At 62.6% G+C, this 23073-nt stretch carries 19 protein-coding genes and 1 tRNA gene; 10 read left to right on the top strand and 10 right to left on the bottom strand.

All coding sequences use genetic code 11. From position 1 onward, the window contains the following. Window positions 1–330 precede the first annotated feature (330 nt). Window positions 331–1470, bottom strand: coding sequence for a calcium-binding protein (locus JC607_RS07365; RefSeq protein WP_198836303.1), 1140 nt, complete (start codon window positions 1468–1470; stop codon window positions 331–333). Window positions 1471–2009: 539 nt separating this feature from the next. Between JC607_RS07365 and JC607_RS07370 the strand changes: the two genes are divergently transcribed. After that, window positions 2010–2159 carry a hypothetical protein gene (locus JC607_RS07370; RefSeq protein WP_198836304.1) on the top strand — a complete coding sequence of 50 codons (150 nt, stop codon included), beginning with the start codon at window positions 2010–2012 and terminating at the stop codon, window positions 2157–2159. A gap of 388 nt (window positions 2160–2547) precedes the next feature. Here JC607_RS07370 and JC607_RS07375 read toward each other — a convergent pair whose 3' ends face one another. Together JC607_RS07375 and JC607_RS07380 are read right to left on the bottom strand one after the other, a co-directional pair. Continuing rightward, window positions 2548–2703 carry a hypothetical protein gene (locus JC607_RS07375; protein ID WP_198836305.1) on the bottom strand — a complete coding sequence of 52 codons (156 nt, stop codon included), beginning with the start codon at window positions 2701–2703 and terminating at the stop codon, window positions 2548–2550. Window positions 2704–3759: 1056 nt separating this feature from the next. Next, window positions 3760–5115 carry a calcium-binding protein gene (locus JC607_RS07380; RefSeq protein ID WP_198836306.1) on the bottom strand — a complete coding sequence of 452 codons (1356 nt, stop codon included), beginning with the start codon at window positions 5113–5115 and terminating at the stop codon, window positions 3760–3762. Window positions 5116–5558: 443 nt separating this feature from the next. On the opposite strand from JC607_RS07380, the gene JC607_RS07385 reads away from it, so the two are divergent. Further along, the gene (locus JC607_RS07385) at window positions 5559–5747 is read left to right on the top strand and encodes a hypothetical protein (protein ID WP_198836307.1); all 189 of its coding nucleotides are present in this window, start codon (window positions 5559–5561) and stop codon (window positions 5745–5747) included. A gap of 1 nt (window position 5748) precedes the next feature. After that, complete coding sequence (locus JC607_RS07390; RefSeq protein ID WP_198836308.1) at window positions 5749–5925, top strand: hypothetical protein; 177 nt, start codon at window positions 5749–5751, stop codon at window positions 5923–5925. 1431 nt (window positions 5926–7356) lie between these two features. Here JC607_RS07390 and JC607_RS07395 read toward each other — a convergent pair. Then, on the bottom strand, window positions 7357–7497 hold the full coding sequence (locus JC607_RS07395; protein ID WP_198836309.1) for a hypothetical protein: 141 nt from the start codon (window positions 7495–7497) through the stop codon (window positions 7357–7359). A 519-nt stretch (window positions 7498–8016) separates the two neighbouring features. Then, window positions 8017–9081 carry a transposase gene (locus JC607_RS07400; RefSeq protein ID WP_198836310.1) on the bottom strand — a complete coding sequence of 355 codons (1065 nt, stop codon included), beginning with the start codon at window positions 9079–9081 and terminating at the stop codon, window positions 8017–8019. A 524-nt stretch (window positions 9082–9605) separates the two neighbouring features. Here JC607_RS07400 and JC607_RS25345 point away from each other — a divergent pair. Continuing rightward, a complete protein-coding gene (locus JC607_RS25345; protein ID WP_370584769.1) occupies window positions 9606–9767 on the top strand; it encodes an IS3 family transposase in 162 nt (53 codons plus the stop codon). A gap of 311 nt (window positions 9768–10078) precedes the next feature. On the opposite strand, the gene JC607_RS07405 is transcribed toward JC607_RS25345, so the two are convergent. Next, a tRNA-Leu gene (locus JC607_RS07405) sits at window positions 10079–10165 on the bottom strand. A gap of 335 nt (window positions 10166–10500) precedes the next feature. On the opposite strand from JC607_RS07405, the gene lipB reads away from it, so the two are divergent. Beyond that, the gene (lipB, locus tag JC607_RS07410) at window positions 10501–11178 is read left to right on the top strand and encodes a lipoyl(octanoyl) transferase LipB (RefSeq protein WP_198836311.1); all 678 of its coding nucleotides are present in this window, start codon (window positions 10501–10503) and stop codon (window positions 11176–11178) included. 551 nt (window positions 11179–11729) lie between these two features. Here lipB and JC607_RS07415 read toward each other — a convergent pair. Continuing rightward, window positions 11730–13238, bottom strand: coding sequence for an NAD(P)(+) transhydrogenase (Re/Si-specific) subunit beta (locus JC607_RS07415; RefSeq protein ID WP_198836312.1), 1509 nt, complete (start codon window positions 13236–13238; stop codon window positions 11730–11732). 15 nt (window positions 13239–13253) lie between these two features. Then, on the bottom strand, window positions 13254–14828 hold the full coding sequence (locus JC607_RS07420) for a Re/Si-specific NAD(P)(+) transhydrogenase subunit alpha (protein WP_198836313.1): 1575 nt from the start codon (window positions 14826–14828) through the stop codon (window positions 13254–13256). A gap of 351 nt (window positions 14829–15179) precedes the next feature. Here JC607_RS07420 and kynU point away from each other — a divergent pair, with 351 nt between their 5' ends. Continuing rightward, window positions 15180–16391 (top strand): kynureninase, encoded by a 1212-nt coding sequence (gene kynU, locus JC607_RS07425; RefSeq protein ID WP_198836314.1) that lies wholly within the window; start codon window positions 15180–15182, stop codon window positions 16389–16391. 232 nt (window positions 16392–16623) lie between these two features. Continuing rightward, entirely contained in the window at window positions 16624–17709 is a 1086-nt protein-coding gene (locus JC607_RS07430; protein WP_233092742.1) for a L,D-transpeptidase, read from the top strand. Between the two features lie 111 nt (window positions 17710–17820). Here the strand turns inward: JC607_RS07430 and JC607_RS07435 are convergent, their stop codons facing one another. Continuing rightward, window positions 17821–18507: a D-lyxose/D-mannose family sugar isomerase gene (locus tag JC607_RS07435; RefSeq protein WP_198836315.1), complete on the bottom strand. Its 687-nt coding sequence runs from the start codon at window positions 18505–18507 to the stop codon at window positions 17821–17823. A gap of 162 nt (window positions 18508–18669) precedes the next feature. Then, window positions 18670–19491: a gamma-glutamyl-gamma-aminobutyrate hydrolase family protein gene (locus JC607_RS07440; protein WP_198836316.1), complete on the bottom strand. Its 822-nt coding sequence runs from the start codon at window positions 19489–19491 to the stop codon at window positions 18670–18672. A gap of 255 nt (window positions 19492–19746) precedes the next feature. On the opposite strand from JC607_RS07440, the gene JC607_RS07445 reads away from it, so the two are divergent. The 3 genes from JC607_RS07445 to JC607_RS07455 all read left to right on the top strand — a co-directional run bounded on the left by JC607_RS07445 (window position 19747) and on the right by JC607_RS07455 (window position 23051). Then, window positions 19747–20139, top strand: a complete 393-nt coding sequence (locus tag JC607_RS07445; protein ID WP_198836317.1) for a DUF305 domain-containing protein — start codon at window positions 19747–19749, stop codon at window positions 20137–20139. A 396-nt stretch (window positions 20140–20535) separates the two neighbouring features. After that, window positions 20536–21114 carry an exopolysaccharide biosynthesis protein gene (locus JC607_RS07450; RefSeq protein WP_198836318.1) on the top strand — a complete coding sequence of 193 codons (579 nt, stop codon included), beginning with the start codon at window positions 20536–20538 and terminating at the stop codon, window positions 21112–21114. A 182-nt stretch (window positions 21115–21296) separates the two neighbouring features. After that, window positions 21297–23051 (top strand): ABC transporter ATP-binding protein, encoded by a 1755-nt coding sequence (locus JC607_RS07455; protein WP_198836414.1) that lies wholly within the window; start codon window positions 21297–21299, stop codon window positions 23049–23051. The last annotated feature ends 22 nt before the right edge of the window (window positions 23052–23073 follow it).

Below are 23073 nucleotides of genomic sequence, written 5' to 3' on the forward strand. Positions count from 1 at the left end.
AGGGAACGCCCGCACTCCCGCCCTGGCTGGCAAACGCCTTCCGAATTCGCCCGGACCTTCACACCGCAACGGGGGATGACGCTGCGCAACACGCAAAGCTCCGCGCCAGACCCCGTTGCCCAACCCGCCCAAAAAGGCAAAACTCAAACCCGGAGTCCCGCTCTCGCTGGATAAAAGCCGGGGGCAACGTCAGCGGTCCTGCCAATGAATTGGTTGATGGTGACTATCTGGCCGGGATCGGGCAGGGGAATGTCGGTCAAAGGCGCCTCCCGCGCATGAAAAGCCCGGGCGTGATGCCCGGGCGATTTGATCTGACCGGAGTGTCCGGCGTCAGCCGAGGATGAAGTCGGTCGCGGTGATACCGGTTGGACCATGGGCAAGCACGATGGAGAAATCGGCCAGGCCGTCGCCATCAGTATCGCCGGTCACAAGCCAGGTCGCGCGGTCATAGCGCAGTTCTCCGGCGGTGCCCGAAAAGGCGGTATTGCCAATGAAGGTGAAGACCTGGCGGCCGTCAGTCAATGTATCCGCGTCAATTGCGGACAGGTTGATGAAATCCTCGCCTGCTTTGAAATCCATGATCCAGGCGCGGCCTGCGACATCGACCGGGCTCTCGGACGCATCCGAGAAATAGAACGTGTCCGCTCCGGCACCGCCGTAGAGCAGATCCCCGCCGGTGCCGCCCTGGATCACATCATCACCATCACCGCCGTAGATTGTGTCGCGCCCCTCGCCGCCGCTCAGAGCGTCATTGCCGGCCCCGCCCGACATCAAATCGGCGCCCTCGCCACCACTGACATAATCCCTGCCATCCTGACCTGCGAGCGTATCCCCCCCCGCGCCACCGTAAATCAGGTCATCACCGCCCCCGCCCTGAATGAGGTCGCGCCCCTCATCTCCGCTTATCAGGTCGGCATTGTCCCCGCCGAGCAGCGTGTCGCTGCCGCCGCCACCGTAAATGGTTCCCGTCACTGTCGCGCCGAGATGGCCGAGGAAGTAATCATCGCCCTCCCCTCCATACCAGTCGCCGGTGATAGTGCCGGCGCGGTTGTCGATCGTGTCATCGCCATTCCCCATCACCACATCGCCGTTCAGATCGCCCCGGTTCAGGATGTGATCGGCGTTCTGGCTCCCATTGTAGGAGGTGCCATTCCCACCGGTGATCTCGCCACGGTTCACAAGGCGGTTGCCGGTTTCCCCCAACGCGACAGAACCCAGATCGACGCCATAGAAGTTGTCCGAGATGATGGATCCGTGATTCTGAACGAGATTGCCACCGGAATTGAAGACGTTAACTCCGGCGCCGAAGTCATTCTGCGCCCGCACCACCCCGCCTGCCAAGTTGTAGAAAATGCCATCCTTTCCCGCGAGCACAACACCGGCGCTGTAGACAGGATCTTTACCGCGCGCAGCACCGGTTGCCGTGATCGTACCGGAGTTTGAAGCTGCCGCCCCTGATGAATCATACACAAATATCAGACCCCACATCCCGGACAAGCTGCCTGAGTTCTGCGCGCTCGCGCTCTGGTAGAGAGAAATACCACCAGTATTGACTGCAGATATCGTACCATGATTGAAGATCGACGCCCCGGTATGTACCTGGATCCCAGACACACCAACTGCGAAATAAGTCAGTATAAACTCTGCGCCGGCACCGATATTCAGACTGGATCCTGCTCCAACTACGGTTACCTGGCCTCCCGAAGTCACCGAACCATAGATGGTCGCGATATTGTTGGCCCCCCCGTCCCAGCGGAACACCGGATCTGTTGTCACAATGGTGGTTCCGACCGCGATCTCAAGCGCTCCGTCAGAGCCGGCGAATGTGTGGACGGGACCAACTCCGGTATAATCGGTGCTGATAATGGTAGGCGGCATGGGCTTCTCCGACTGACTTTATCTGCCGGACGAAGTCCGGCCTGCGCCCATCTATCATGCATTTTAAGGCAATTTATGGGCAATTTTTCTGTGCCTGAGCGGCGGCGCCGCCTGCACGTCAGAGATTTGCGGTGACCAGTCCTGGCCGGCTGCTGTTCCGGAGCTCTGCCCGGGATCGCGTATTTGCCTTTGACGAAGGTCTCGATGGCGCGCCTGTGGTCCGCGTTTTCGACCTGACCCAGATCCACATCGGGCATGCTGCTCATGCCCGTGAGCATTGAGCGGCTGGATCGCCGCTGCATCCTGCGCGATCAGCGCGCCCATTCTGAAGATCCGCAGCCCGTCGCGCACCGGCTCGGCCGCCATGAGCAAGACGGTTGCGCCGCTGACCACAGGGTTCGCAGCGCTCAGGCGACTATCTGAGGACGCGGTTCTGAAGCGCTCAGCGGTCCGGACCGTGGGCGGCACCATGATATTTTCGGGCAAGTCCCGGTTGCGCGCGCCGCCGCCGGTCGGAAAGGCGGGGTCGCTCAGCGTCTTCCGGCCCGGCACGCCCCCATGGCGCGGCCCTCGGCCTGCGCGGCACCGGCGGCAGGGCGGTGGCGGCAGGGCGGTGGCATTGCCCAGGCTCTGGCCGGCCGGTTCTATGATGCGTTTCATGGTCGCCCCTCAGAGTGCAAGGCGCTGCCGGATGGCCCGGTTGCGCCGGGCCGTGATGCCGTCGAGGCCCTTATCCGGGGTGCTGTCGCGGAGATAGCCGCCCGCCCCCATGGCGAGGGTTTTGGCCCGGGCCACCTGGAGACCCAACAATTCATCTCGCGCCATCCGCACCTTCGCAGCAGATCCTGGCCGAAAAGACCGCGGACAGGCGCGCCTCGGGGAGAACTTCGGCCCTCTCGTTTTCTGACTGTCATTTTCTGAGACAGGCCATTTACACCTATGCCGTTTCCATGCGCAGGCGCATCCGAAAAAGAAACCGGCGAAATGGCACAGGTCCAAGAGACAGAGAAACGAAAAACCTCCCGGATTCCCCATATTTGGCGGGAAACCCGGGGCTTTTCTAACTGATCTGGTGCCGATGAAAGGAAGCGAAGCAGATTGATTTATTGTGATATTTTTCGAACGTACGTAATTTATGCGGAATTCATCGCCAGAATTGACCCCGGCAAGCCCGGCTGAAAGCCGCTCCGGATATAGCCACCAAACACCACCACCCGGGCCTGAGCCTGCCCTTCTGCACGGAATCGCTCGACCTTATCCGGCCAGTCTGCCCCTGCCCGCCCCTCACAGACCAGCCCTGCCCGGTCCAGCGCGCGCTTCGTCGCAACGCACGGGCCACAAGCCCGACGAGGTGTAGATGATGATCATGGAGACCTCCTGATTGTCAGGTCAGAGGTCGGAATAACCCGCCGGCGTCAGGACCGGCTTCGCCGGTACAACCTGGGTATCGGCCAGCCCGTCGTGTGCCGGTGGGCCGCGATAGCCGCAGTGGAGGCATTTCATGACAGCCACTGCGGCGGCATGTCTTCAGGCGCAGGTTGGCGCTCACGGTCGCAGGAACATTTGAGGTGAAAGATCCGCTTCATCCTAAGGTCATATGCAGAACACTTCGCGATTCCAGAGGCCCCGAGAGCGCGCAATCACGCATTCACGTCTGAGGCCACCTCCCCGTCCATAGTGGACAGCGATTGCTCCCCCATTCTCGGGAGCAAACCCGGAACCAGACCAGGCGTTGACAGGCCGCGCTCAGCTTCGCCAGCCTGCTGACAAGAAAAGCGGGATGAACACTCGACAGACAGAAATTCAGATCTGACGGGACATAGCATTCGCCTACGGCATGACCATGGGGTATCGCCCCCCCGCCCGATCCAAAAGTGGACCCTACAGGATCAGGATATCTGCCGCCGTCATCGTGGCCCAGGCCTGCATATCAGCCACCAGAATGCCCGCCCCCCCGCCATTGCCATCGGCATCGAACCACAGCGTGGTGTCAGTGGTGCGAAAAATGAAGCGGTCATTGGAATCCTGCGCCAGATTGTCGGCCCGGCTCTGGAACTGGTCCGCCGCCAGCACCCCCGCCGCCAACCCGCCACCAAAGCCCGCCGCCGAGACCTGGATAGAATCGTTGTTGCCCGGCGTATTGGACGAGAAATCCACAATCAGATCGCCGCATTCGTTCAGGAAGAAGAAGCGGAAGAGGTCATTGCCGGCTCCCCCCATCAGCGTATCGGTGCCGGTGCCACCGCGAAGCGCATCATTGCCGGCGCCGCCATCAAGAAAATCATTGCCACCATTGCCGAGGAAGGAATTCACCTCCGCCCCGCCCCGCAGCCGGTCATTCCCCACATTCGAACCATAAATGACCTCGAATCCGGTATAGGTATCGCCAAGCGCTGCGCCGTCATTGCCATAGCTGCCATCCAGCGCGACATGCGCCCCTGCCCCGAGCCGGAAATCCAGCGCATCCTGGAGACCGGCGGCGCCGTCGAAGATCTCGGCCTGGGCGTTGTTCCCGATGACAATGTCATTGCCGTCGCCACCATAAGCCACGCCGTTCAGCGTGCCGCCGCGATTGTCGAATGTGTCATTCCCCGCGCCCAGATCGACATTGCCATCAATCGACCCGCCGCGATTATCCACGATATCGTCCATGCTGCCCATGGCGATTTCGCCCACAATCTCGCCCCGGTTCCTGATGATCTCGACGGCATTGGACGCATTGTGGTTGAACGCCCGGACCTCGCCCGAGATCAGGCCGGTGTTGTGAATGATCAGCGTTTCGGTGTCGCTCGCAAAGCGCGTGATACCATCATCCTTGCCATAAATCGTCCCTCGGTTGGTTATCGTCGATGGACCGGTCACACCGCTGACAATGCCCCCGATGGCGACGCCGTTGAAGGCCGAAATGGACCCTTCGTTCAGCAGGGTGCTGCCGACTCCCATGATCCAGACCCCGACAGAGCCGAAGTCGGTCACGGCACTGACTGATCCGCCCGGCAGGATGATGACAGTCTGACTTTGGTCCGTGTCCCTCTGATCGCCGAGGTAGACCCCATATGCCCCCCCGGAATGCACCATGCCTGCCACTCTGACGTCATGATTGCTGCCGATGCCACTGATCGCGGTGGAATCCGTTGAGACGACAAGACTGCCGGGGCCAAGGACGATGTCATCCAGAGTCGTGAGGTCATAGCGTATTCCAGCGCCCGTGCTGGTCACTCCCACGAGCAAAGTCATGTCCAACACTCCCTTTGCCCCGGCAAGGCGTTCAATCTGAATTCAAATCCGGCCGGAGAGCCGCTCCACCGGCATGGATCATGCCTTTCGGTCAATGCCAAAAGGCTGCGCCTTCGCCCGCCAGCTGTCAAGCCTGCGCTGCCGCGCGCAAGAGGCCCGCTGGGCTCTCCATGGACCTCTGACCGCTGACCTCTGACCTCTGGCCTCCGCCCACGGCATTCCGGGGCGGCTCTCAAATTCGTCAGGCTGACGGATTTCACCTCTGCGCGGCAATCATCCCCGGCTGATACCTTCAGCCATGTCAGAGCACGAAGAGAAATATATCCTGATCCCCGGCGCGCTTACGGCGACGGTTCACCCTGGCACTCGTATTGACCGGCGCCACCCCCCATATATCTCACAGTCGCGGGAACATCCCGAGCGACTTCATGGAGGGCCCGAGAATGGGTACCGACAACTCCAGGCCAAGCATCAATCTTGCGCGAGATGAGGATGACAAGCTCCGTCGCAGGTATCAGGCGGAAAAAGCTCAGGACGCCTCTGATGAGGCGGAGCGCGCCGCCATGGAAATGGTTAAGGTCGTAACCCCATCCAGGCAGGAGACAGGACACAAGCCTGTTTCAGAGGTCTGAGATGACCATGTTCTCGCAGAAGACCCCTTTCGACCTTTCCGCATTTCTGAAAGTGCCGGCATCTCAGGAAACACGGCAACATATAAGACTGGTTAAGAGCCAACACCAGGCCAACGCGCGCCTCTCCGACGATGACGCGGTCATCGCGGACAGGAAACTGACCCTGAAAAAACGCTGACGGATAAGCCCGCCCTGACCGGCGGGCTTATCCATGCGCCACTGCCATGACCGGCCATCCGGATCTCACATCTTTGAACGTGCTGGCATTAGCCGCGCAAAGCGCTTCGAGTAGTCATTGAGGATCTGCTCCATCTCGCTCTCCTTCGGTGGAGCCTCTGAGCGCTTGCCATATCGCTTTTCCGCCCCCCAGCCTGGCGGGTCATAGGGCTCGTCAAAAATGGATCTGGGGGAAGTGACTGTAGCTTTATCGGGCCCCATGTTGGTGCCTCCATGACGCCACAGGGAATACCTGCAGACACCGCCACCATACCACAACCCAAAGGAGAAAGATATGATGCCTGGTCAGGAGGGTTGCGTCATGTGCCCCACCTGTGAAATCACGCGCATCGCCTCAACTTATCACGAAGACGCATAAGCCCACCAGGCGGCCAGGGCGTGGGTGAAGGATCTGTATATGGTTGCCGCCATTTTGGTGGCGGTGTGGTTCTGGTTGAAAATGTCAGTGCAAGAATCAAATGACCCCATATGGGGGCCTTTATGGGGGCCTTTTCATGCGCCCCGACCAAAGCCGAGGCGCTCCATAATCACCGTGCCGCCACCCGCAGGTTTCGCCCGGCCAGCCCGATCAGCACCTCAGCCACTGGCCCAGGCACCCGGAGCGCATCCGGCACCCAGAGGCTGCCAACGGCATTGGAAGGCGATCAGGGCGGCGCGGGTTATTGATCCGAACACGCAATCAGCGGTCGCGCCGGGAAGGGATGGGTCCAGCAAGCGGGCGCCATGCGGTGTTTGCCATGGCGCAGACCGAGACGCCGATGCTTCCAGAGTTGAGGCCGAGGCAATGGGCGGCGTAGCTGCCAGCGGCCAGCGGTCAGCGCGTGGCCCGGGGCATTCGCCGAAAGCGGCTGCCTGCCATCCTGCGGCTGCCCGTCGCCGTCGATCAGCCGATGACAGGCCGCGCGGTCAGTCGCGTTCGGGACTTAGGCGCCACCGGTATGGTGGCCGGTGATGCGGTTCATCATGCTGTCTTTCCGTAGAAAAAATGCCAGAGCGAGCCGATCCGATGGGTCTGTTCTTGTGAGAAGGCCCGTTGAATCGGGGCTGGCTGGTGCTCTGAAGCACCAAAAGACGCTGCTTATTCTGTGCAGATACGCTCATCTTCTGAGCGAATTTGCTCAAGAAAGCGCCATCACAGATTGAGATCGACTGAGTTAATTATCCGGCGTCCGTTCAGAGCGAGCCCGGCCGGAGCCTGCCTGAGAACTTTTTTTGCGGCGGCAGGAAACCGAACATGCTGACCGTTCGTTTAGTTGTTGTGCTGTGAGTGTTAAGCAGGTGTCAACAGAAGGTGTATCGTAGAGTGTCGCAACCGTTGTTGGTGAAAAGAGACGAAGTCAGACTGTGCGCTTATCCAGGTGAATCCAGAGATTCAGGTACAGAAGCCGAAAAGCGGCTTGAGATCCATCATACGGTCGGGCGCGTATTTGACGGGATCGAAGGTCTTGGCGTGCTGACGCTGCAGGATGCGGGCGCCGAGCAGGACGAAGGCATCAGCCGCGTTACGTACCACTTCAACCAGGTCAGGTTATCAGGCTCTGACGCCTCAGCACCGAAGTTTGCAGCTTGCTTTTACTGCCGCTCCGATGTCGACCGGGCTCTCAGCACGGGCGAGCTCCGGCTGGGACTGTGGGCCCCCCCTTCCTTTCAGTCAAACGGGATCGTCGTTGCGAGCAAGATTGTCGTAAACCAGTTTCAGCTCGCAGGGATGAAAGTGCGATGGGATGGTTCAAAATACATGAGGCCAGTCGTTTATCTGTCATAGTGAGCTGACCAGACCGTGGTCTGACATTTTGACAGTGTCATGTTATTCGGACAGCCGCCTGCGACCGGGCGTGATGTCCGATCACCAGAGCAATTCTGGTCATGTCATTCTCCATGATGGATGTGAAAAGGCCCGGTCCGGCGGCCGGGCGTCGTGGAAACCGGTCGAGTTTCAGCTGTGGCGAGCGTCAGCTACGCGGAGATTCTGTTGAAGAAGTCGTTGTTCTTCTCGGCGCTCTCAGCGCGATGCCCCTCCGCCATCGTGGTTTCAGGCGGCCTTTGGCATCATTGGCACCAGTTTCGCCAGCTTCCGCAGGTTCTGAACGGTGGTAGCCAGGAGGAATTCGTCCTTCGCGCCGTTCGCCCCCCGCAGGCGCAGGCGGTCGAGCCGCATGATGCGCTTGAGATGGGCGAAGAGCATTTCGACTTTCTTCCTGGCATAGCCTGAAGCTAAGTAAGCATCCGTCTTCGCCAATCCCCGGGCATAATCCCGGGAATCCTCATGTTTGTGCCGGGCGATCCTGCGGGCCTCGACATTCGGTGTGCATTTCGGTTTCAGGGCGCAGGCCGCGCAATCATGATTGCTGGCATAGTATCTGGTCGCACCGTCCTTGCAGACCCCGGTTCGCGGCTGACGCATCTCCCGCCAGTATTTCTTCAGCTTCTTTCCACCCGGGCAGGTGTATTCGTTGGCTTCTGGATCAAAGGAGAAGGCCGTGGCCGGAAAGGCGCCGTCGCTGCGCTCGGTCTTGTCGAAGACCGGGATGTGCGGATCGATGCCCTGTTCATCAACCAGCCATCCCAACATCTCGCCCGCTCCATAGGCCGTATCGGCGACCAGCGTTTCGGGATGCAGGCCGAATGTGTCCTCGGTGCGCATGAGCATATTGCGCACGGAGCCGACCTCGGCCTGACGCACCGGTGCGGTCGCCTCGACGTCCACGATGCTCGCATGCTCCAGATCGACGAGATAGTTGGTGCTGCAGGCAAAACAGTCTTCTTTATTCCTCGCCGTCTTCGCGACAGACAGTTTGCAATTCTCTTTCAGCCATTCATTCATGCGGCCGATCAGGACATCATCGGCCAGCACAGTGTTATCGACGCCCAGACTTTTGAGCACCGCGCACAAACGTTTGACCCGCGCATTTTCAGTCTTATCCCCGACAGCGAGCGCCCGCGTGTCTCGGCGCTCCGGTGCGTCCTGCACCTGCTCCAGCACCACCTTTTGCATCAGCCGGACCTCGTCGCCGCACAGGCACCGCGTCCATCCCCGCAACGGCCCGAATTCCTGCCGCCGCAACTCCGCGATCCGCTTTGGCGTCATGCGAAGCATTGCCGCTGGCTCCGCATCATCCTCCGGAAAGGGGGACGACCGGTTTCCCGGTCTGAGCCATATCGAACAGGGCGCGGATCATCCCCTGCGCTTCCCATCCAGCCATTTTGAATGGTCCGCGACGACATCCAGCGCAGATGCTTCCATTTGACAAAGCTATTGTTATCGAGGCTTTCATCCCGACTGATTGGATATTGGTCCAGCCCTTCGCCCGTCTCGATCGACCTGACAGTCTGGCTCACCCCCCCTTCCGTCACGTCTGCACACAGGCCCTCGATCAGCACGCCCGGCAAATCGCCAACGCGCTCAAGCCGCTGCCTGCGTTGAGATTTTGAGTCCTCATTCTGCCACGTATCTGTTTCAGCATCGCGGCAGCTGCTGCCCGCCGCGTCGCGGAGCGCGGCAAAAAAAGCCATCCCATGCGGAATAGGACCGGTTCACTGAGCCCCCTCCTGATCACAACAGGATGAAGTCGGAACCAGAAAACCCTTGGGCGTTGTATTGTCAGGCCGTCACAACGTCCCGTGACCTGTCTGTTGAACTGCCTGATTGACTTCCCGACCCGCAAAGAAGCGCGTGCCGACGTCTTCGATTGCATCGCGCGCTTCCTCAACCCGCGCAGGTGGCATTCGAAACCGGGCTACATCAGCCCTATGGAGTTCGAAGCCCGTGCTTTGCCAGCTTAACCCGCCGTCCACGAAACCGGCAGCAGCTCAGGGCGCCTCTTCGGGAATCAGCTACTCTTCACGCGCGGCCCATTCTTTGGCGGCGGTCTTTGCTGGGAAGACCCTGGACAGACGGCGTCTCTGGCGGGCGGCTTCGGCACGGCAGCTACCTCATGGGAGTTTTCCGAATCTGGCCATTTGCGCATATGCGGTTTCCATGCGTAAGAGCATCGGAAAGACTAGGAAAATGACACAAATCGCGAAACGCTGAAACGAAAAAACCCCCGGATTTCCCATATCTGGCGGGAAACCGGGGGTTCTTCAAACTGATCTGGTGCGGATGAAAAGACTCGAACTTTCACTCCGGTTAAGGAACAGCGACCTCAACGCTGCGCGTCTACCAATTCCGCCACATCCGCATTTTCAGATCAGCTGGCGGGTATTTAGCTTTACTCTCGGGCGAAGGAAAGAGGTAATTTCAACTTTCTCAGGCCTGAGATGAACTTTCTTCGCGCCGCTAGTTTTTCAGCCTTTCCGAAGGGTTATCTCAGGATCATGCCCCTGCCTGACGCCTTGCTTCGGTCTTTGCCGGAACTGCGGTCTGCGCTGCCACCCGCTTGTTGCCTGCGCCACCTGGTTCATGGCAAAAGAGAGGTGCCAGGGCAGGCTGACCTCTGGCCTGCGCCCTGCCCGCCTGATGCCCGCCCGATGCGCACCACCTGTCCCGTCTCTCAACCGCCGGAAGGCCCCTGTCGTGACCGAATGGACCCATATTCCCGGCCTTGCGCCCTATACCGAGACGCTTGAGCGGATGGAGGCGCGGGCCGGCGCCATCGCCGCCGGCGCAGCGGATGAGGCGGTCTGGCTGCTGGAACATCCGCCGCTCTATACGGCCGGCACTTCGGCGCGTCCGGCGGATCTGGTGCAACCCGACCGTTTCCCGGTCTTTGCCGCCGGGCGTGGCGGGCAATATACCTATCACGGGCCCGGCCAGCGGGTGATCTATACCATGCTGGATCTGAAGAAACGCGGCGGCCCGAATGGCGGCGATGTGCGCTGTTTCGTGCGCGCACTGGAGCGTTGGGTGATCGATACGCTTGCCGAATTTGGCGTGAAGGGCGAGATCCGCCCCGGCCGCGTCGGCGTCTGGGTCACGCGCCCCGACCGCCCGCCTGGCCCCGATGGCAGCCCGGCCGAGGATAAAATCGCGGCCATCGGCATCAAGATCCGCAGAGGTGTCAGCTTTCACGGCATCTCGATCAATGTCGAGCCGGATCTGTCGCATTTCACCGGCATCGTGCCCTGCGGCATCCAGGACCACGGGGTGACAAGCCTTGTCGATCTCGGCCTGCCGGTCAGCCTGCACGATCTCGACGCGGCGCTGATGCGCCATTTTGAACCCGCTTTCACTTTTGCCTGTGCCACCGCCTGATCGGCGCCTGTGTCAGGCTGCCGCTCTGGAAGGGCGTCCGATGCGCGCCTGGCTGGAACATGTCCGCCAGACCGGAAACCTCCCGCTCGCCAAAGGCGCATCCGACGGCGTGACCCACACGGATCGCACACCGCCCGGGCAGGTCTTTCGCGCCACTATCACGGCCTGCGCCGGCACCGGGTTCGCGCCCCGCATCAGCGAGGTGTCACCGCCATCGCCCCGACACCTGGCCGCACTCCGGACAGCTCGCGCGGCGCGCAAAGCGCCCCGGATGAAAGTGCGTGCCTCCCCCCACCCGCCTCTGTGGCCAGACCGAAGCCGATATTCCCGATCTCGCCGCAGCTTCAGTCGCCTCCCTCCCCATGAAGGGCAATCCGGCTGCTCTCACCGGCGCCCTGCCGAAACACATCCTTCGTCGGGCAGCGTGATTTTGAATTCACCTGTCCATATATATCCCGCGGGTGCGGCGGCAGCGCCTGCGGCCTGAGCAAATACCAAAAGGGCCGCCCCGAAGGGCGGCCCTTTCAATTCAAACCACGCAGCCTGCCCGCTCAGTCGAGCATCGGCAGCAGCTGGTCGATCGACTTTTTCGCATCGCCATAGAACATTCGCGTATTCTCTTTGTAGAAGAGCGGGTTCTCGATGCCGGAATAGCCGGTGCCCTGGCCGCGTTTCGACACAAACACCTGCCGCGCCTTCCAGACCTCCAGCACCGGCATGCCGGCGATGGGCGAGTTCGGATCTTCCTGCGCCGCCGGGTTCACGATGTCATTCGAGCCAATCACGATCACCACATCGGTCTCGGGGAAGTCCTCATTGATCTCGTCCATTTCCAGAACGATGTCATAAGGCACCTTCGCCTCGGCCAGCAGCACGTTCATATGGCCCGGCAGACGGCCCGCGACCGGGTGAATGGCGAAACGCACATTCTTGCCACGGGCGCGCAGTTTGCGGGTCAGTTCCGACACCGATTGCTGCGCCTGAGCCACCGCCATGCCGTAACCCGGCACGATGATCACCGAATCCGCGTCATTCAGCGCCGAAGCCACACCATCGGCATCAATCGCCACCTGCTCGCCCGAGATCTCCATCGCCGGGCCGGTGGTGCCACCGAAACCGCCAAGGATCACCGAGACGAAGGACCGGTTCATCGCCTTACACATGATATAGCTCAGGATCGCCCCCGAAGAGCCGACCAGCGCGCCGACCACGATCAGCAGATCATTCGACAGCGAGAAGCCAATCGCTGCCGCCGCCCAGCCGGAATAGCTGTTCAGCATCGACACAACGACCGGCATATCCGCGCCGCCGATCCCCATGATCAGGTGGTACCCGATGAACAAAGCCGCCAGCGTCATCACAGCAAGCGCCCAGAACGAGCCCGTTTGCAGATAGACCACCAGCATCACCAGCGAGATCAGCGCGGCAGATGCGTTCAGCACATGGCCGCCCGGAAGTTTCTTCGCCTTGCCATCGACGCGGCCCGCAAGCTTGCCGAACGCAATGACCGAGCCGGTGAAGGTCACCGCGCCGATGAAGACGCCAAGGAAGGTCTCGACCCGCAGGATCGAGATTTCGGCGGCGGATTTACCAATCAGGGTCGCGACAAAACCCGAAGGTGGATTGGTGACCAAATCCTCCATCGCGGCCAGCGCAGCCAGATCAACGTCGCCGCCGGCTGCGTGGCTGATTGTCTGGTCCAGCAAATCGCTGATCAGCGGAACGATTTTAGCCAATTCAATATGGGTGTTGTAGCCGATGAATACGGCCGCCAGCCCCACCAGCGAGTGCATCGCCGCCACGAGCTGCGGCATTTCGGTCATCTGGACGCGCTGTGCGACCACATAGCCCGCCGCACCGCCAGCGGCGATCAGCAGCGCCGAAAGCCACCACAGGCCAGCGCCCGGGCCGACCAGCGTGGCGACAACCGCCAGCGCCATGCCGGTGATCCCATACCAGACCGCGCGTTTCGCGCTTTCCTGGTTGGAGAGCCCGCCAAGCGAGAGGATGAAAAGAACAGCCGCGACAACATAGGCGGCGGTGGTGAAACCAAGATGCATCTGTTTCCCCCTCCCTTACGACTTCTGGAACATGGCGAGCATGCGCCGTGTGACGAGGAAACCGCCGAAGATATTCACCCCGGCCATCAGGACTGAGAGAGCCCCCAGGACGATCACCAGCCAGTTGCCCGAGCCGATCTGCAACAAAGCGCCAAGGATGATGATCGACGAGATCGCATTGGTGATCGCCATCAGGGGCGTGTGCAGCGAATGCGCCACATTCCAGATCACCTGGAACCCGATGAAGCAGGAAAGCACAAAGACGATAAAATGCGACATGAAGCTTGCGGGCGCATAAAGCCCTGCGAGCAGCAGAAGCCCGCCACCCACCGCCAGCAGCGTGAACTGGTTGCGGGTTTGTGCTTTGAACGCAGCCACTTCTGCGGCGCGCTTCTCTTCCGCTGTGAGCTCTTTCGCGGCCTCTTTCGGCTTTTGAACCGCGATGGCCGCGATCTTTGGCGGCGGCGGCGGGAAAGTGATCTCGCCTGCCTTTGCGACGGTCGCGCCACGGATCACGTCATCTTCCATATTATGGTTGATGACCCCATCCTTACCCGGCGTAAGATCGGCCAGCATGTGACGGATGTTGTTGGAATAAAGGTTCGACGCCTGGGTCGCCATCCGCGAGGGGAAGTCGGTATAGCCCACAATCGTCACGCCATTGGCGGTGACGATCTTCTGGTCGGGAACCGTCAGATCGCAATTGCCGCCACGTTCCGCCGCAAGATCGATGATGACCGAGCCGCGCTTCATCAGCCCGACCATATCCTCGGTCCAGAGCTTCGGCGCCGGCCGGCCCGGGATCAGCGCGGTGGTGATCACGATGTCGATTTCCGGCGCGAGTTCGCGGAATTTCTTCAGCTGCGCGTCGCGGAATTCCGGCGAAGACGGGGCCGCATAGCCGCCGGTCGCAGCCCCATCGGTCTGCGCTTCGGTGAACTCGAGATAGACGAATTCGGCGCCCATCGAATTGATCTGCTCGGCCACTTCGGGCCGCACGTCGAAGGCATAGGTGATCGCGCCCAGCGAGACAGAGGCGCCAATCGCCGCAAGACCCGCGACGCCCGCCCCCACCACCAGCACTTTCGCCGGCGGCACCTTGCCCGCCGCCGTCACCTGGCCGGTGAAGAAGCGCGGGAAGTTGTTCGCGGCCTCGATCACCGCACGGTAGCCGGCGATATTGGCCATCGACGACAGCGCATCCATCTTCTGAGCGCGGCTGATCCGGGGGACCATATCCATCGCGACGGCAGTGACGCCCTTCGCTTTGGCCTGCTCCAGCAGCTCGGGGTTCTGTGCCGGCCAGAAGAACGAGATCACCGTCTCGCCCTCATGCAGCAGGTCAAGTTCGGCCGGTTCCGGCCCGCGCACTTTCACGACCACATCCGACGCATCCGCCACCGCTTGCGCCGAAGGCAGCACGGCGACACCGGCAGCCTTATAGGCCTCATCGGTGAACCCCGCATTGGTCCCGGCGCCAGTCTCGATCAGACAGTCGTGACCCAGCTTCTGCAGCTGCAACGCGGAATCCGGAGTCATCGCAACCCGGTTCTCTCCCGCGAAAATCTCTTTCAAGGCACCAATTTTCAAAGTGCGTTCTCCCCCTTCTTCTGAGCAGGCGCAGTCCCAATAGCATCCGGCAATAAAATTACAATCCATACTTTTGGCTTGCAATTTTATTGCGCGGCATTGTGACGCAGGATCACGAAAGCGTAATCTGCGGCGGACTTTTCCCTTACCCGGCGGAAAGTGCAAGCGCTTTACGACGCTTTGGGAGGGAAAAACGCCCCATCCGTTCGGGCAGGTTTCGCCGCTAGCGCTAACAGATGCCGAATGGCCCCGTCCGGGCCTGCCACCCGCACCCTGATCCCGGATTTCGGAGCCTGTCTTCCCTGGGTCACTGGCATATTTGCCCCCGACATGCGAGACCGGAACAGGCAGATGGGAGAAACGCCGTTGCGCACTGATTTCAAAGCAACCAGGGCCATGTTCGACCTTCCCGAGGGGGTGGTCTATCTGGATGGCAATTCGCTCGGGCCGCTGCCGAAAGCGGTCGCGGCGCGGGTGGCTGAAACGGTAACTGCCGAATGGGGCCAGATGCTGATCCGCGCCTGGAATGAGGCGAAATGGATGGAGATGCCCTCGCGCGTTGGCGACCGCGTCGGGCGCCTGATTGGCGCCGAGCCAGGCTCGGTTGTGATGGGCGATACGCTTTCGATCAAGGTCTGGCAGGCGCTGGCCGCAGGCCTGGATATGGTGCCTGACCGGCGGGTGATCCTGTCGGATACCGGCAATTTCCCCTCTGATCTCTATATTGCCCAGGGGCTGACCGGGATGCTCGGGCCGGATTACAGCCTGAAGACCGTCGCGCCCGAAGAGGTGGCAGGCGCCATCGACGGGACCATTGCGGTCGTGATGATCACCGAGACCGATTACCGCACCGGGCGGCGCCATAACATGGCGGAACTTGCGCGGATCGCCCATGCAAACGGCGCGCTGCTGGTCTGGGATCTGGCGCATTCCGCCGGCGCTTTCCCGGTGGAACTCGCCCGGGATGGTGCCGATTTCGCGGTCGGCTGCACCTATAAATACCTCAATTCCGGCCCCGGCGGCCCGGCCTTCATCTATGTTGCCCCCCGCCATCAGGCGCGGGCGCGCCCGGGGCTTTCGGGCTGGATGGGTCACGAATCGCCTTTCGCCTTTGACCTCGACTACCGCCCCGGCCAGGGGATCGAGCGGATGCGCGTCGGCACGCCGCCGATCCTCCAGCTTGCCGCGCTGGATGCCGCGCTGGACGTCTGGGAGGGGGTCGATCCTGAGGACCTGCGCCGGGTCTCGCTTGAGTTGCAGGACCAGTTCATTGCGGGTGTCGAGGCCGCCTGCCCCGAGCTGAGCCTCGCCACGCCCCGCGATCACGCGATGCGCAGCAGCCAGGTCAGTTTCCGCCATCCCGAGGGCTATGCGATCATGCAGGCGCTGATCGCCGAAGGGGTGATCGGCGATTTTCGTGCCCCGGATATCCTGCGATTCGGCTTCACACCGCTGTATATCGCCCAGGATGACGTGGCGCGGGCCGTTGAAATCCTTGCCCGCATCATGGCAGAGCGCCGCTGGGACCGTCCGGAATTCCGGATTCGCGGCAAGGTGACCTGAGGTCAACTGCGCCCGGATCCGGCGCTGCCGGGCGTAAATGAATACCAGATGCGGGAAATTTGGCCGGGAAGCCGGCTTTTTCTCACGTTTCTGTGTTCACATCAGAGTGTCTCGCCCATCACGGGACTTGACCTGCGGGCCTTGCTCCCCCACTGAAAAGCGAAGGAAATCAGTCGGCCCCTTAATCGGGTCCGGATGAAATATCCGTGTGAAAATTTATTGCGAGATCCAGATGCGAATGACCGGTTTCGTCGCCCCGCTGCGCGGTATCGCGACCAGCCCCGCCAAAGCCGTGCTGCTTGCGGCAATGCTGCTTTCGGCCTGTGTCGATACGATGACCAGCACCGACGCCAAAGACCAGCCCGCAGCCCAGCTTATTGAACAGCCCGCGATCAGCACGGATCCGACGATCTATGCCGCGCGCTCTGACGGGACCTTCACCGTTCCCGGCCTGCCGGTCGAACAGATCCCCGAGGCCTATCGCCGCCAGGTCGTCGATTACCCGACCGATCTCGCGCCGGGCACCATCGTGATCGACCCGACACCGCGCTTCCTTTACTATGTGCTCGGCAAGAACAAGGCGCTGCGCTATGGCATCGCTGTGGGCGCCGAGGGCTTTGGCTGGTCGGGCGAATCCATCGTCGCAAACAAGCGGCAATGGCCGACCTGGACGCCTCCGGCCGAGATGATTGCCCGCAAGCCCTCGCTTGAGAAATGGCGGAGCGGTCAGCCGGGCGGCCCGAGCAACCCGCTGGGCTCGCGCGCGATCTATCTGACCTCGGGCGGCCGCGATTATGGCTACCGCATCCACGGCACCCCGGAATGGAAGTCGATCGGCCGTAATGCCTCTTCGGGTTGTTTCCGGATGATCAACCAGGATGTGATGGACCTTTATGAGCGCATCAAAGGCGGCGAGCGGGTGATCACCCTGACCTCGACCGGCGCGATGCCGACCGGTCTCAACATCCCCAAACCGGTGGCCCCGAAAAAAGCGGCTGCGCCGAAGAAAGCGGCGGCAACGCCTGCCGTGCTGCCGATGATCGGCCCGGCTTTGCCCGGCGCACCTGCCCCGGCGACGCCTGGTGCCGCAACGCCGGCAGCCGCGCCCGCTCCGGTGGTGCCCGCTCCGGTGGTGCCCGCTCCGGTGGTGCCCGCGGATACCTTCACCGTGACCGAACCCGCGGCACCTGCCGCTCCGGCAGCGCCGCAACCGGCTGCCAGTGAGGCCCCGGCTGCGCCGGCCGCTTCGGCTCCGGCGGTTGTGACGCCTGCCCCCGCGGCTCCGGCCTGCACCGGCACCGACTGCCCGGCAAACTGAGGCCCTCTCACGCGGTCCGGCCACACGCCGGATCGCGTCAAACGAAAAAGGCCGCCTTTCGGGGCGGCCTTTTTCATATCCGGAGGGCGCCAGGTTCAGCCGGACCCGGTTTTACCTGAGCCAGGTCTCGTAATCGCTGACCAGCAGATGCGTCGGCGCGACATCTTCCTCGATCTCGGCAAAACGGCCAATCGGCTCACGGAAGATATTGTCGGTGAGATCGTCATTCACGGTCGAGACCTCGCCGATCAGCACATCGCCGCCCTCGCCCCAGAACGAATGCCAGTCGCCCGGCATCAGCGTGACCGATTCCCCTGGCGCAAGCCGCAGTTTATCACCGGGACTATAGGGCCGTTCCACCCCGTCACAGAGCACAATCCCGCCGCGATCCGCAGCATAGGCGCCGGTGTCATCGCTGCCAAACAGCTCGACCACCAGCGTCGCACCGCCCCGGTTGATGATATCTTCGGCCTTGATGACATGGGTATGCATCGGCGAGATCTGATCCTGACGCGAGATCAGCAGCTTTTCCGCATAGCACATGCCGCCGCCGCGCTGCAGATCCGCAAGCTCGCCATTCCGCAGCGTGAAGAGGAAAAGCCCGAGCTCGTCAAACCGACCCTCGCCGTAATCGGTGATATCCCAGCCGCAGCGCCCGGCAATGAGCCGCGAGGCATTGTCCTTGCGGGCGCGGAACTCGTCCGGGCTCCAGCGGGCGAAGGGCGGCAGGACAAAGCCGTAATGGCGGATCATCTCATCCGCTGCCGCCATGATCTCATTGATACGCGAACGCTTCATCTTCCCTCCGCTCTCGCCCTGATGCGGGCGGTCGGCGCAAATCCGGCGCCGGCCCCCCGTTTGCGCTAACCTAACGGCGGAAGACCTGGCGGAAAAGCGGCATTGTGCAGGCCGCGACCCAAACCGTCAGACCCGTCACCAGGATCGGATCGGGCAACCGGCTCAGGCGGCCCCGGCCGCCACTGGGCGCCGCTCCGCAGCCCAGGCGCGCGCGGCCAGGCCAAATGCCTCGAACAGGGGCCGCGATACCGGGTCTTCGCCGGCCTGCCATTCGGGATGCCATTGCACCGAGAGCGTGAAGCCCGGCGCGCCCTCGACATAGATTGCTTCGGGCGTGCCATCCGGCGCATGGCCGTCGATCACGATGCGCTTGCCGGCGCGGTTGATGCCCTGGCCATGCAGCGAATTGGTCATCACCTCTGACGCCCCGAGCAAGCGATGGAACACGCCGCCTTCGGTAAAGCGCACCGGGTGACGCAGGGCGAATTTCTCCTCCAGCGTGCCTTCGGGCGGCATACGGTGGTTCATCCGCCCCGGCAGGTCGCGGATCTCGGGGAAAAGGCTTCCGCCCATCGCGACATTGACCTCCTGGAAACCACGGCAGATGCCGAAGACCGGCTGGCCACGTTCAACGCAGGCCCGGATCAGCGGCAGGGTGATCGCATCGCGCGCGCGGTCGAAATCACCATGCGCCGGGGTCTCGTCCTCGCCATATTCGGACGGGTGCACATTCGGGCGACCGCCGGTCAGCAAAAAGCCATCGCATTGTTCCAGCAGATCCTCGACCCGCGCAAGACGCGGATCGGTCGGCACGATCAGCGGCAGCACGCCTGACACCTGCGCCAGCGCCTCGGTATTGATCACGCCGCTGCCATGGACCTCATAGCGCCCGTCGATGTGATGCGAATTGGCGATCACGCCGATCAGGGGGCGACGGCCTGTGGCGCGGGAACCGGGGTCGGGAACGGGCTGCGGGCGGGACATGACTCGATCCAATACAACGCTATGGGGGCAAGATAGCGGCCCGGCGCGGCGGATTGAACCTCTCTCAGCCGCACAATGAACCGTCCTGCCCTGCACAGTGCCGGAATTCCGGACCCATGCCCGGAAATCCGGCAGCGGGGCCAAAGCCGGCGTCAGGTCTCCCGCCGCTCACCCGAGCGTGACTTGCCTTCCCCCTGCTGGAAGGCCGTATGACCGCCCTGTCACACCGCAATTTTGTCCACAGGAGAAAGCCAGATGTTCAAACTTCCCGCCCTTGCCGCACTGTCGCTGGCGCTTGCGGGCCCGCTTGCAGCCCCTGCCGGGGCCGAAGAGATGCCGGCGATGGACCATTCCGCCCATGGTGCCGCGCCCGCCGCATCGGAAGTTCCCGCCTCCACCGTAGCCTATGAGGCGGCGGCAATTAAAATGCATGGCGATATGACCATCGACTATAGCGGCAATGCGGATGTGGATTTCGTGCGCGGCATGATCCCCCATCACAAAGGCGCGGTAGAGATGGCGCGGGTGGTGCTGGAATATGGCTCCGACCCCGAGCTGCGCGAACTGGCCGAAGGCATCATCGCGGCCCAGGAAAGCGAGATCGCCTGGATGCAGGCCTGGCTGGAAAAGAACGCGCCCGCCGAATGAGGCTGCAGCCCTGCCCCCCGCCAGGGCGTGGCGGGCCTGAGCCGCCCCCCCTCTTGCCGTGAAACGCTGGCGGTGAAATAGCCGCGCGCCTGGCGGGCTTGTCCGCGCGCCACTGCCATCCTGCCGCCCCGATCCGGTCGCGGATCGGGACCTGTCCGCGTTCCCGCCACGCGGGGATATGCCGATCCGGCACGTTCCTGCCGTCTTCCCCCTTGCGGCGCAGCCCGGCAAGGACAAGATCCGGGACTGACCCAATCCCAGGCGCATCCTCCTGCCACAGCGCCCCAGCCCGAGAGTGCCGCCGGCGTGGAAGACGAATGTAGCCCTGCACGACCCGCGGTAATTTCCCCGCCGGATACGGTATCCCAAAGCGCAAGGCCGGCCGGGCTGAGCGCCATGCTCACCGCGCTCGCCGATGACCACAGCCGCGAGCGGGTGGCGATTGGTGACATGCTCGATCTGATGCGCGCCCGGGCCTTCGGCGCGCTGCTGCTGATCTTTGCCTTTCCCAATATCCTGCCATCCCCGCCTGGCCTGGCCGGCGTGCTGGGATTGCCGCTGATCTTTCTGGCGGCGCAGATGATGCTGGGCCAGGCGCCCTGGCTGCCGCAATTCATCGCAAAGCGCTCGATGTCGCGCGAGGTCTTTGCCGCGATGGTGGCGAAGATCCTGCCCTGGATCAGACGCGCCGAATCCCTCATGCATCCCCGGCTTGAGCCCCTGGCCGGCGCGCGCGCACAGCGGGTGCTTGGTCTGATCTGCCTGATCCTTGCCATCGCACTGGCACTGCCGGTTCCCTTTGCCAACCTGGCGCCCGCCGCTGCCATTTCGGTCATCGGCCTTGGCATTTTGCAGCGTGACGGGCTCTGGATCGGGATAGGCCTGGTCGGAGCGGCTGGCGCGCTGGCCTGGGTCGCGGGGCTTGGCTATGCGCTGCTGCGCTCGCTGATCTTTGTGCTCGACAATGCCTTCTGACCACGCCCGCTGGACCGGCGAGGCTTGAGCGGCCCCGCCCTCTGGGCTAAACCGCCAGGACGGATGCGTGCTGCCAGATGCCGCAAACGGCAATTGAGAGGCACCGCCCCATGACCCCCGTTCCAGAGCAGATCGCCCCCGGGCAGGTCGTCCCCGCCCCGGCCCATGGCATTGACGTTCCGATGCCGGCGGTGGTGCCACCGGAACAGCGCGACCAGCTCTTTCGCCGCTTCTGGCGCGATTTCCTGAAACGCCGTTCCGGGCTGATGCTGCTGGCACTGCTGGTCTCGGCGCTGGAAGGCTCGACGCTCGGCCTGCTGTCGGCGACGCTCGAACCCCTGTTTGACGATGTCTTTGCCTCGCGTTCCGAAACGGCGCTGATCTGGGTCGGGCTGGGCATCCTTGCGCTTTTCCTCTTCCGGGCGCTGACCTCGATCCTCGGGCGCTGGCTGCTGGCTCTGGTGAATTTCACCAATGCGACCGAGATGCAGGTCGCGCTGGTGCGGCATTTGCTGACGCTGGATGGCAATTTCTACCAGAAAAACCCGCCCGGCTCGCTGATCGAGCGGGTTCAGGGCGACACAATCGTGGCCCAGACCACGACGCAGCTGGTGATCGCCGGACTCGGGCGCGACCTTGTCTCGCTGATCGGGCTTTTTGTTGTGGCGCTGATGATCGACGTGCAATGGACGCTGGTCGCGCTGATCGGCACGCCGCTTTTGCTGCTGCCCGCCATGGCGCTGCAACGCTATGTGCGGCGCAAGACACGGCAGATGCGGGTGGAATCGGGTTTGCGCGCCACCCGGCTCGACGAAATCTTCCACGGCATCCAGCAGGTCAAGCTGAACCGGATGGAGGACTATCAGACCAGCCGCTTCTCGGGCATCGTCAACCGCATCCGCCGTGCCGAGATCAAATCGACGCTGGGGCGGTCCACCATGCCGGCGCTGGTCGATATCGTCACCGGGATCGGCTTTTTCGCAGTGCTGATCTTTGGCGGGACGCAGGTGGTCGAGGGCACCCGCACCACCGGCGAATTCATGGCCTTTTTCACCGCGATGGCCCTGACCTTCCAGCCGATCCGCAAACTCTCAGAAATCGCGGGCCAGCGCCAGATCGCACTGGCCTCGCTGGAACGGATCTACGGGCTTTTCGACACCGAGCCGAATACCAGCCGCCCCGCGGTCAGCCGCGCCCTGCCCGAGGCCCTGCCGCCCGAGATCCGGCTGGAAAATGTCAGCTTCGGCTATGAGGAAACGCCGGTCCTGAACGGGCTGAGCTTTACCGCCAAAGCCGGCCGCGTCACGGCGCTGGTCGGCGCGTCGGGGGCGGGAAAGTCCACCATCTTCCACCTTCTGACCGCACTGGCCGACCCGCAACAGGGCCGCATCCTGATCGGCGGCGCCGATGCCAGCGGCATGAGCCTCACCGATCAGCGCAGGCTCATTGCCGCCGTCAGCCAGGAGGCGGCGCTCTTTGACGAGACGCTGCGCGAGAACCTGATCCTTGGCCGCAACGGCATCACCGAGACCCGGCTTGACCATGTGCTTGATGACGCGAGGGTAAGCGAATTCCTCGCCCGGCTGCCCGATGGGCTCGACAGTCTCGCCGGCCCGCGCGGCTCGGCGCTCTCGGGCGGGCAGCGCCAGCGGGTCGCCATCGCGCGCGCGCTGCTCGCGGATGCACCGATCCTCCTCCTGGATGAGGCGACCTCGGCGCTGGACACCGCATCCGAGCGCGCGGTGACCGGGGCGCTGGCGCGCGCCCAGGCCGGACGCACGACGCTGGTGATCGCGCATCGCCTCGCCACGGTGCGTGAGGCCGATCATATCGTGGTGCTCGACCAGGGCCGCGTGATTGAGGAAGGCACCCATGACGCGCTGATCGCCGCCGGCGGCCAATATGCGCGGCTCTATGCGCTGCAATTTCGCGACTGACCGGCGCCCGCGCCCTTTCCGC

The organism is Paracoccus sp. IB05 (assembly GCF_016405985.1).
In the GTDB taxonomy this organism is placed as follows: domain Bacteria; phylum Pseudomonadota; class Alphaproteobacteria; order Rhodobacterales; family Rhodobacteraceae; genus Pseudogemmobacter.

Excerpts from the sequence above, each read along its gene's own strand:
- JC607_RS07375 (WP_198836305.1), bottom strand. The coding sequence starts at position 2,703 with ATGGCGCGAGATGAATTGTTGGGTCTCCAGGTGGCCCGGGCCAAAACC.
- kynU (WP_198836314.1), top strand. The coding sequence starts at position 15,180 with ATGGGAGAAACGCCGTTGCGCACTGATTTCAAAGCAACCAGGGCCATG.
- JC607_RS07455 (WP_198836414.1), top strand. The coding sequence starts at position 21,297 with ATGCCGGCGGTGGTGCCACCGGAACAGCGCGACCAGCTCTTTCGCCGC.
- JC607_RS07415 (WP_198836312.1), bottom strand. The coding sequence starts at position 13,238 with ATGCATCTTGGTTTCACCACCGCCGCCTATGTTGTCGCGGCTGTTCTT.
- JC607_RS07400 (WP_198836310.1), bottom strand. The coding sequence starts at position 9,081 with ATGCTTCGCATGACGCCAAAGCGGATCGCGGAGTTGCGGCGGCAGGAA.
- JC607_RS07440 (WP_198836316.1), bottom strand. The coding sequence starts at position 19,491 with ATGTCCCGCCCGCAGCCCGTTCCCGACCCCGGTTCCCGCGCCACAGGC.
- JC607_RS07380 (WP_198836306.1), bottom strand. The coding sequence starts at position 5,115 with ATGACTTTGCTCGTGGGAGTGACCAGCACGGGCGCTGGAATACGCTAT.
- JC607_RS07390 (WP_198836308.1), top strand. The coding sequence starts at position 5,749 with ATGACCATGTTCTCGCAGAAGACCCCTTTCGACCTTTCCGCATTTCTG.
- JC607_RS07445 (WP_198836317.1), top strand. The coding sequence starts at position 19,747 with ATGTTCAAACTTCCCGCCCTTGCCGCACTGTCGCTGGCGCTTGCGGGC.
- JC607_RS07385 (WP_198836307.1), top strand. The coding sequence starts at position 5,559 with ATGGGTACCGACAACTCCAGGCCAAGCATCAATCTTGCGCGAGATGAG.
- JC607_RS07430 (WP_233092742.1), top strand. The coding sequence starts at position 16,624 with ATGCGAATGACCGGTTTCGTCGCCCCGCTGCGCGGTATCGCGACCAGC.
- JC607_RS07435 (WP_198836315.1), bottom strand. The coding sequence starts at position 18,507 with ATGAAGCGTTCGCGTATCAATGAGATCATGGCGGCAGCGGATGAGATG.
- JC607_RS07450 (WP_198836318.1), top strand. The coding sequence starts at position 20,536 with ATGCTCACCGCGCTCGCCGATGACCACAGCCGCGAGCGGGTGGCGATT.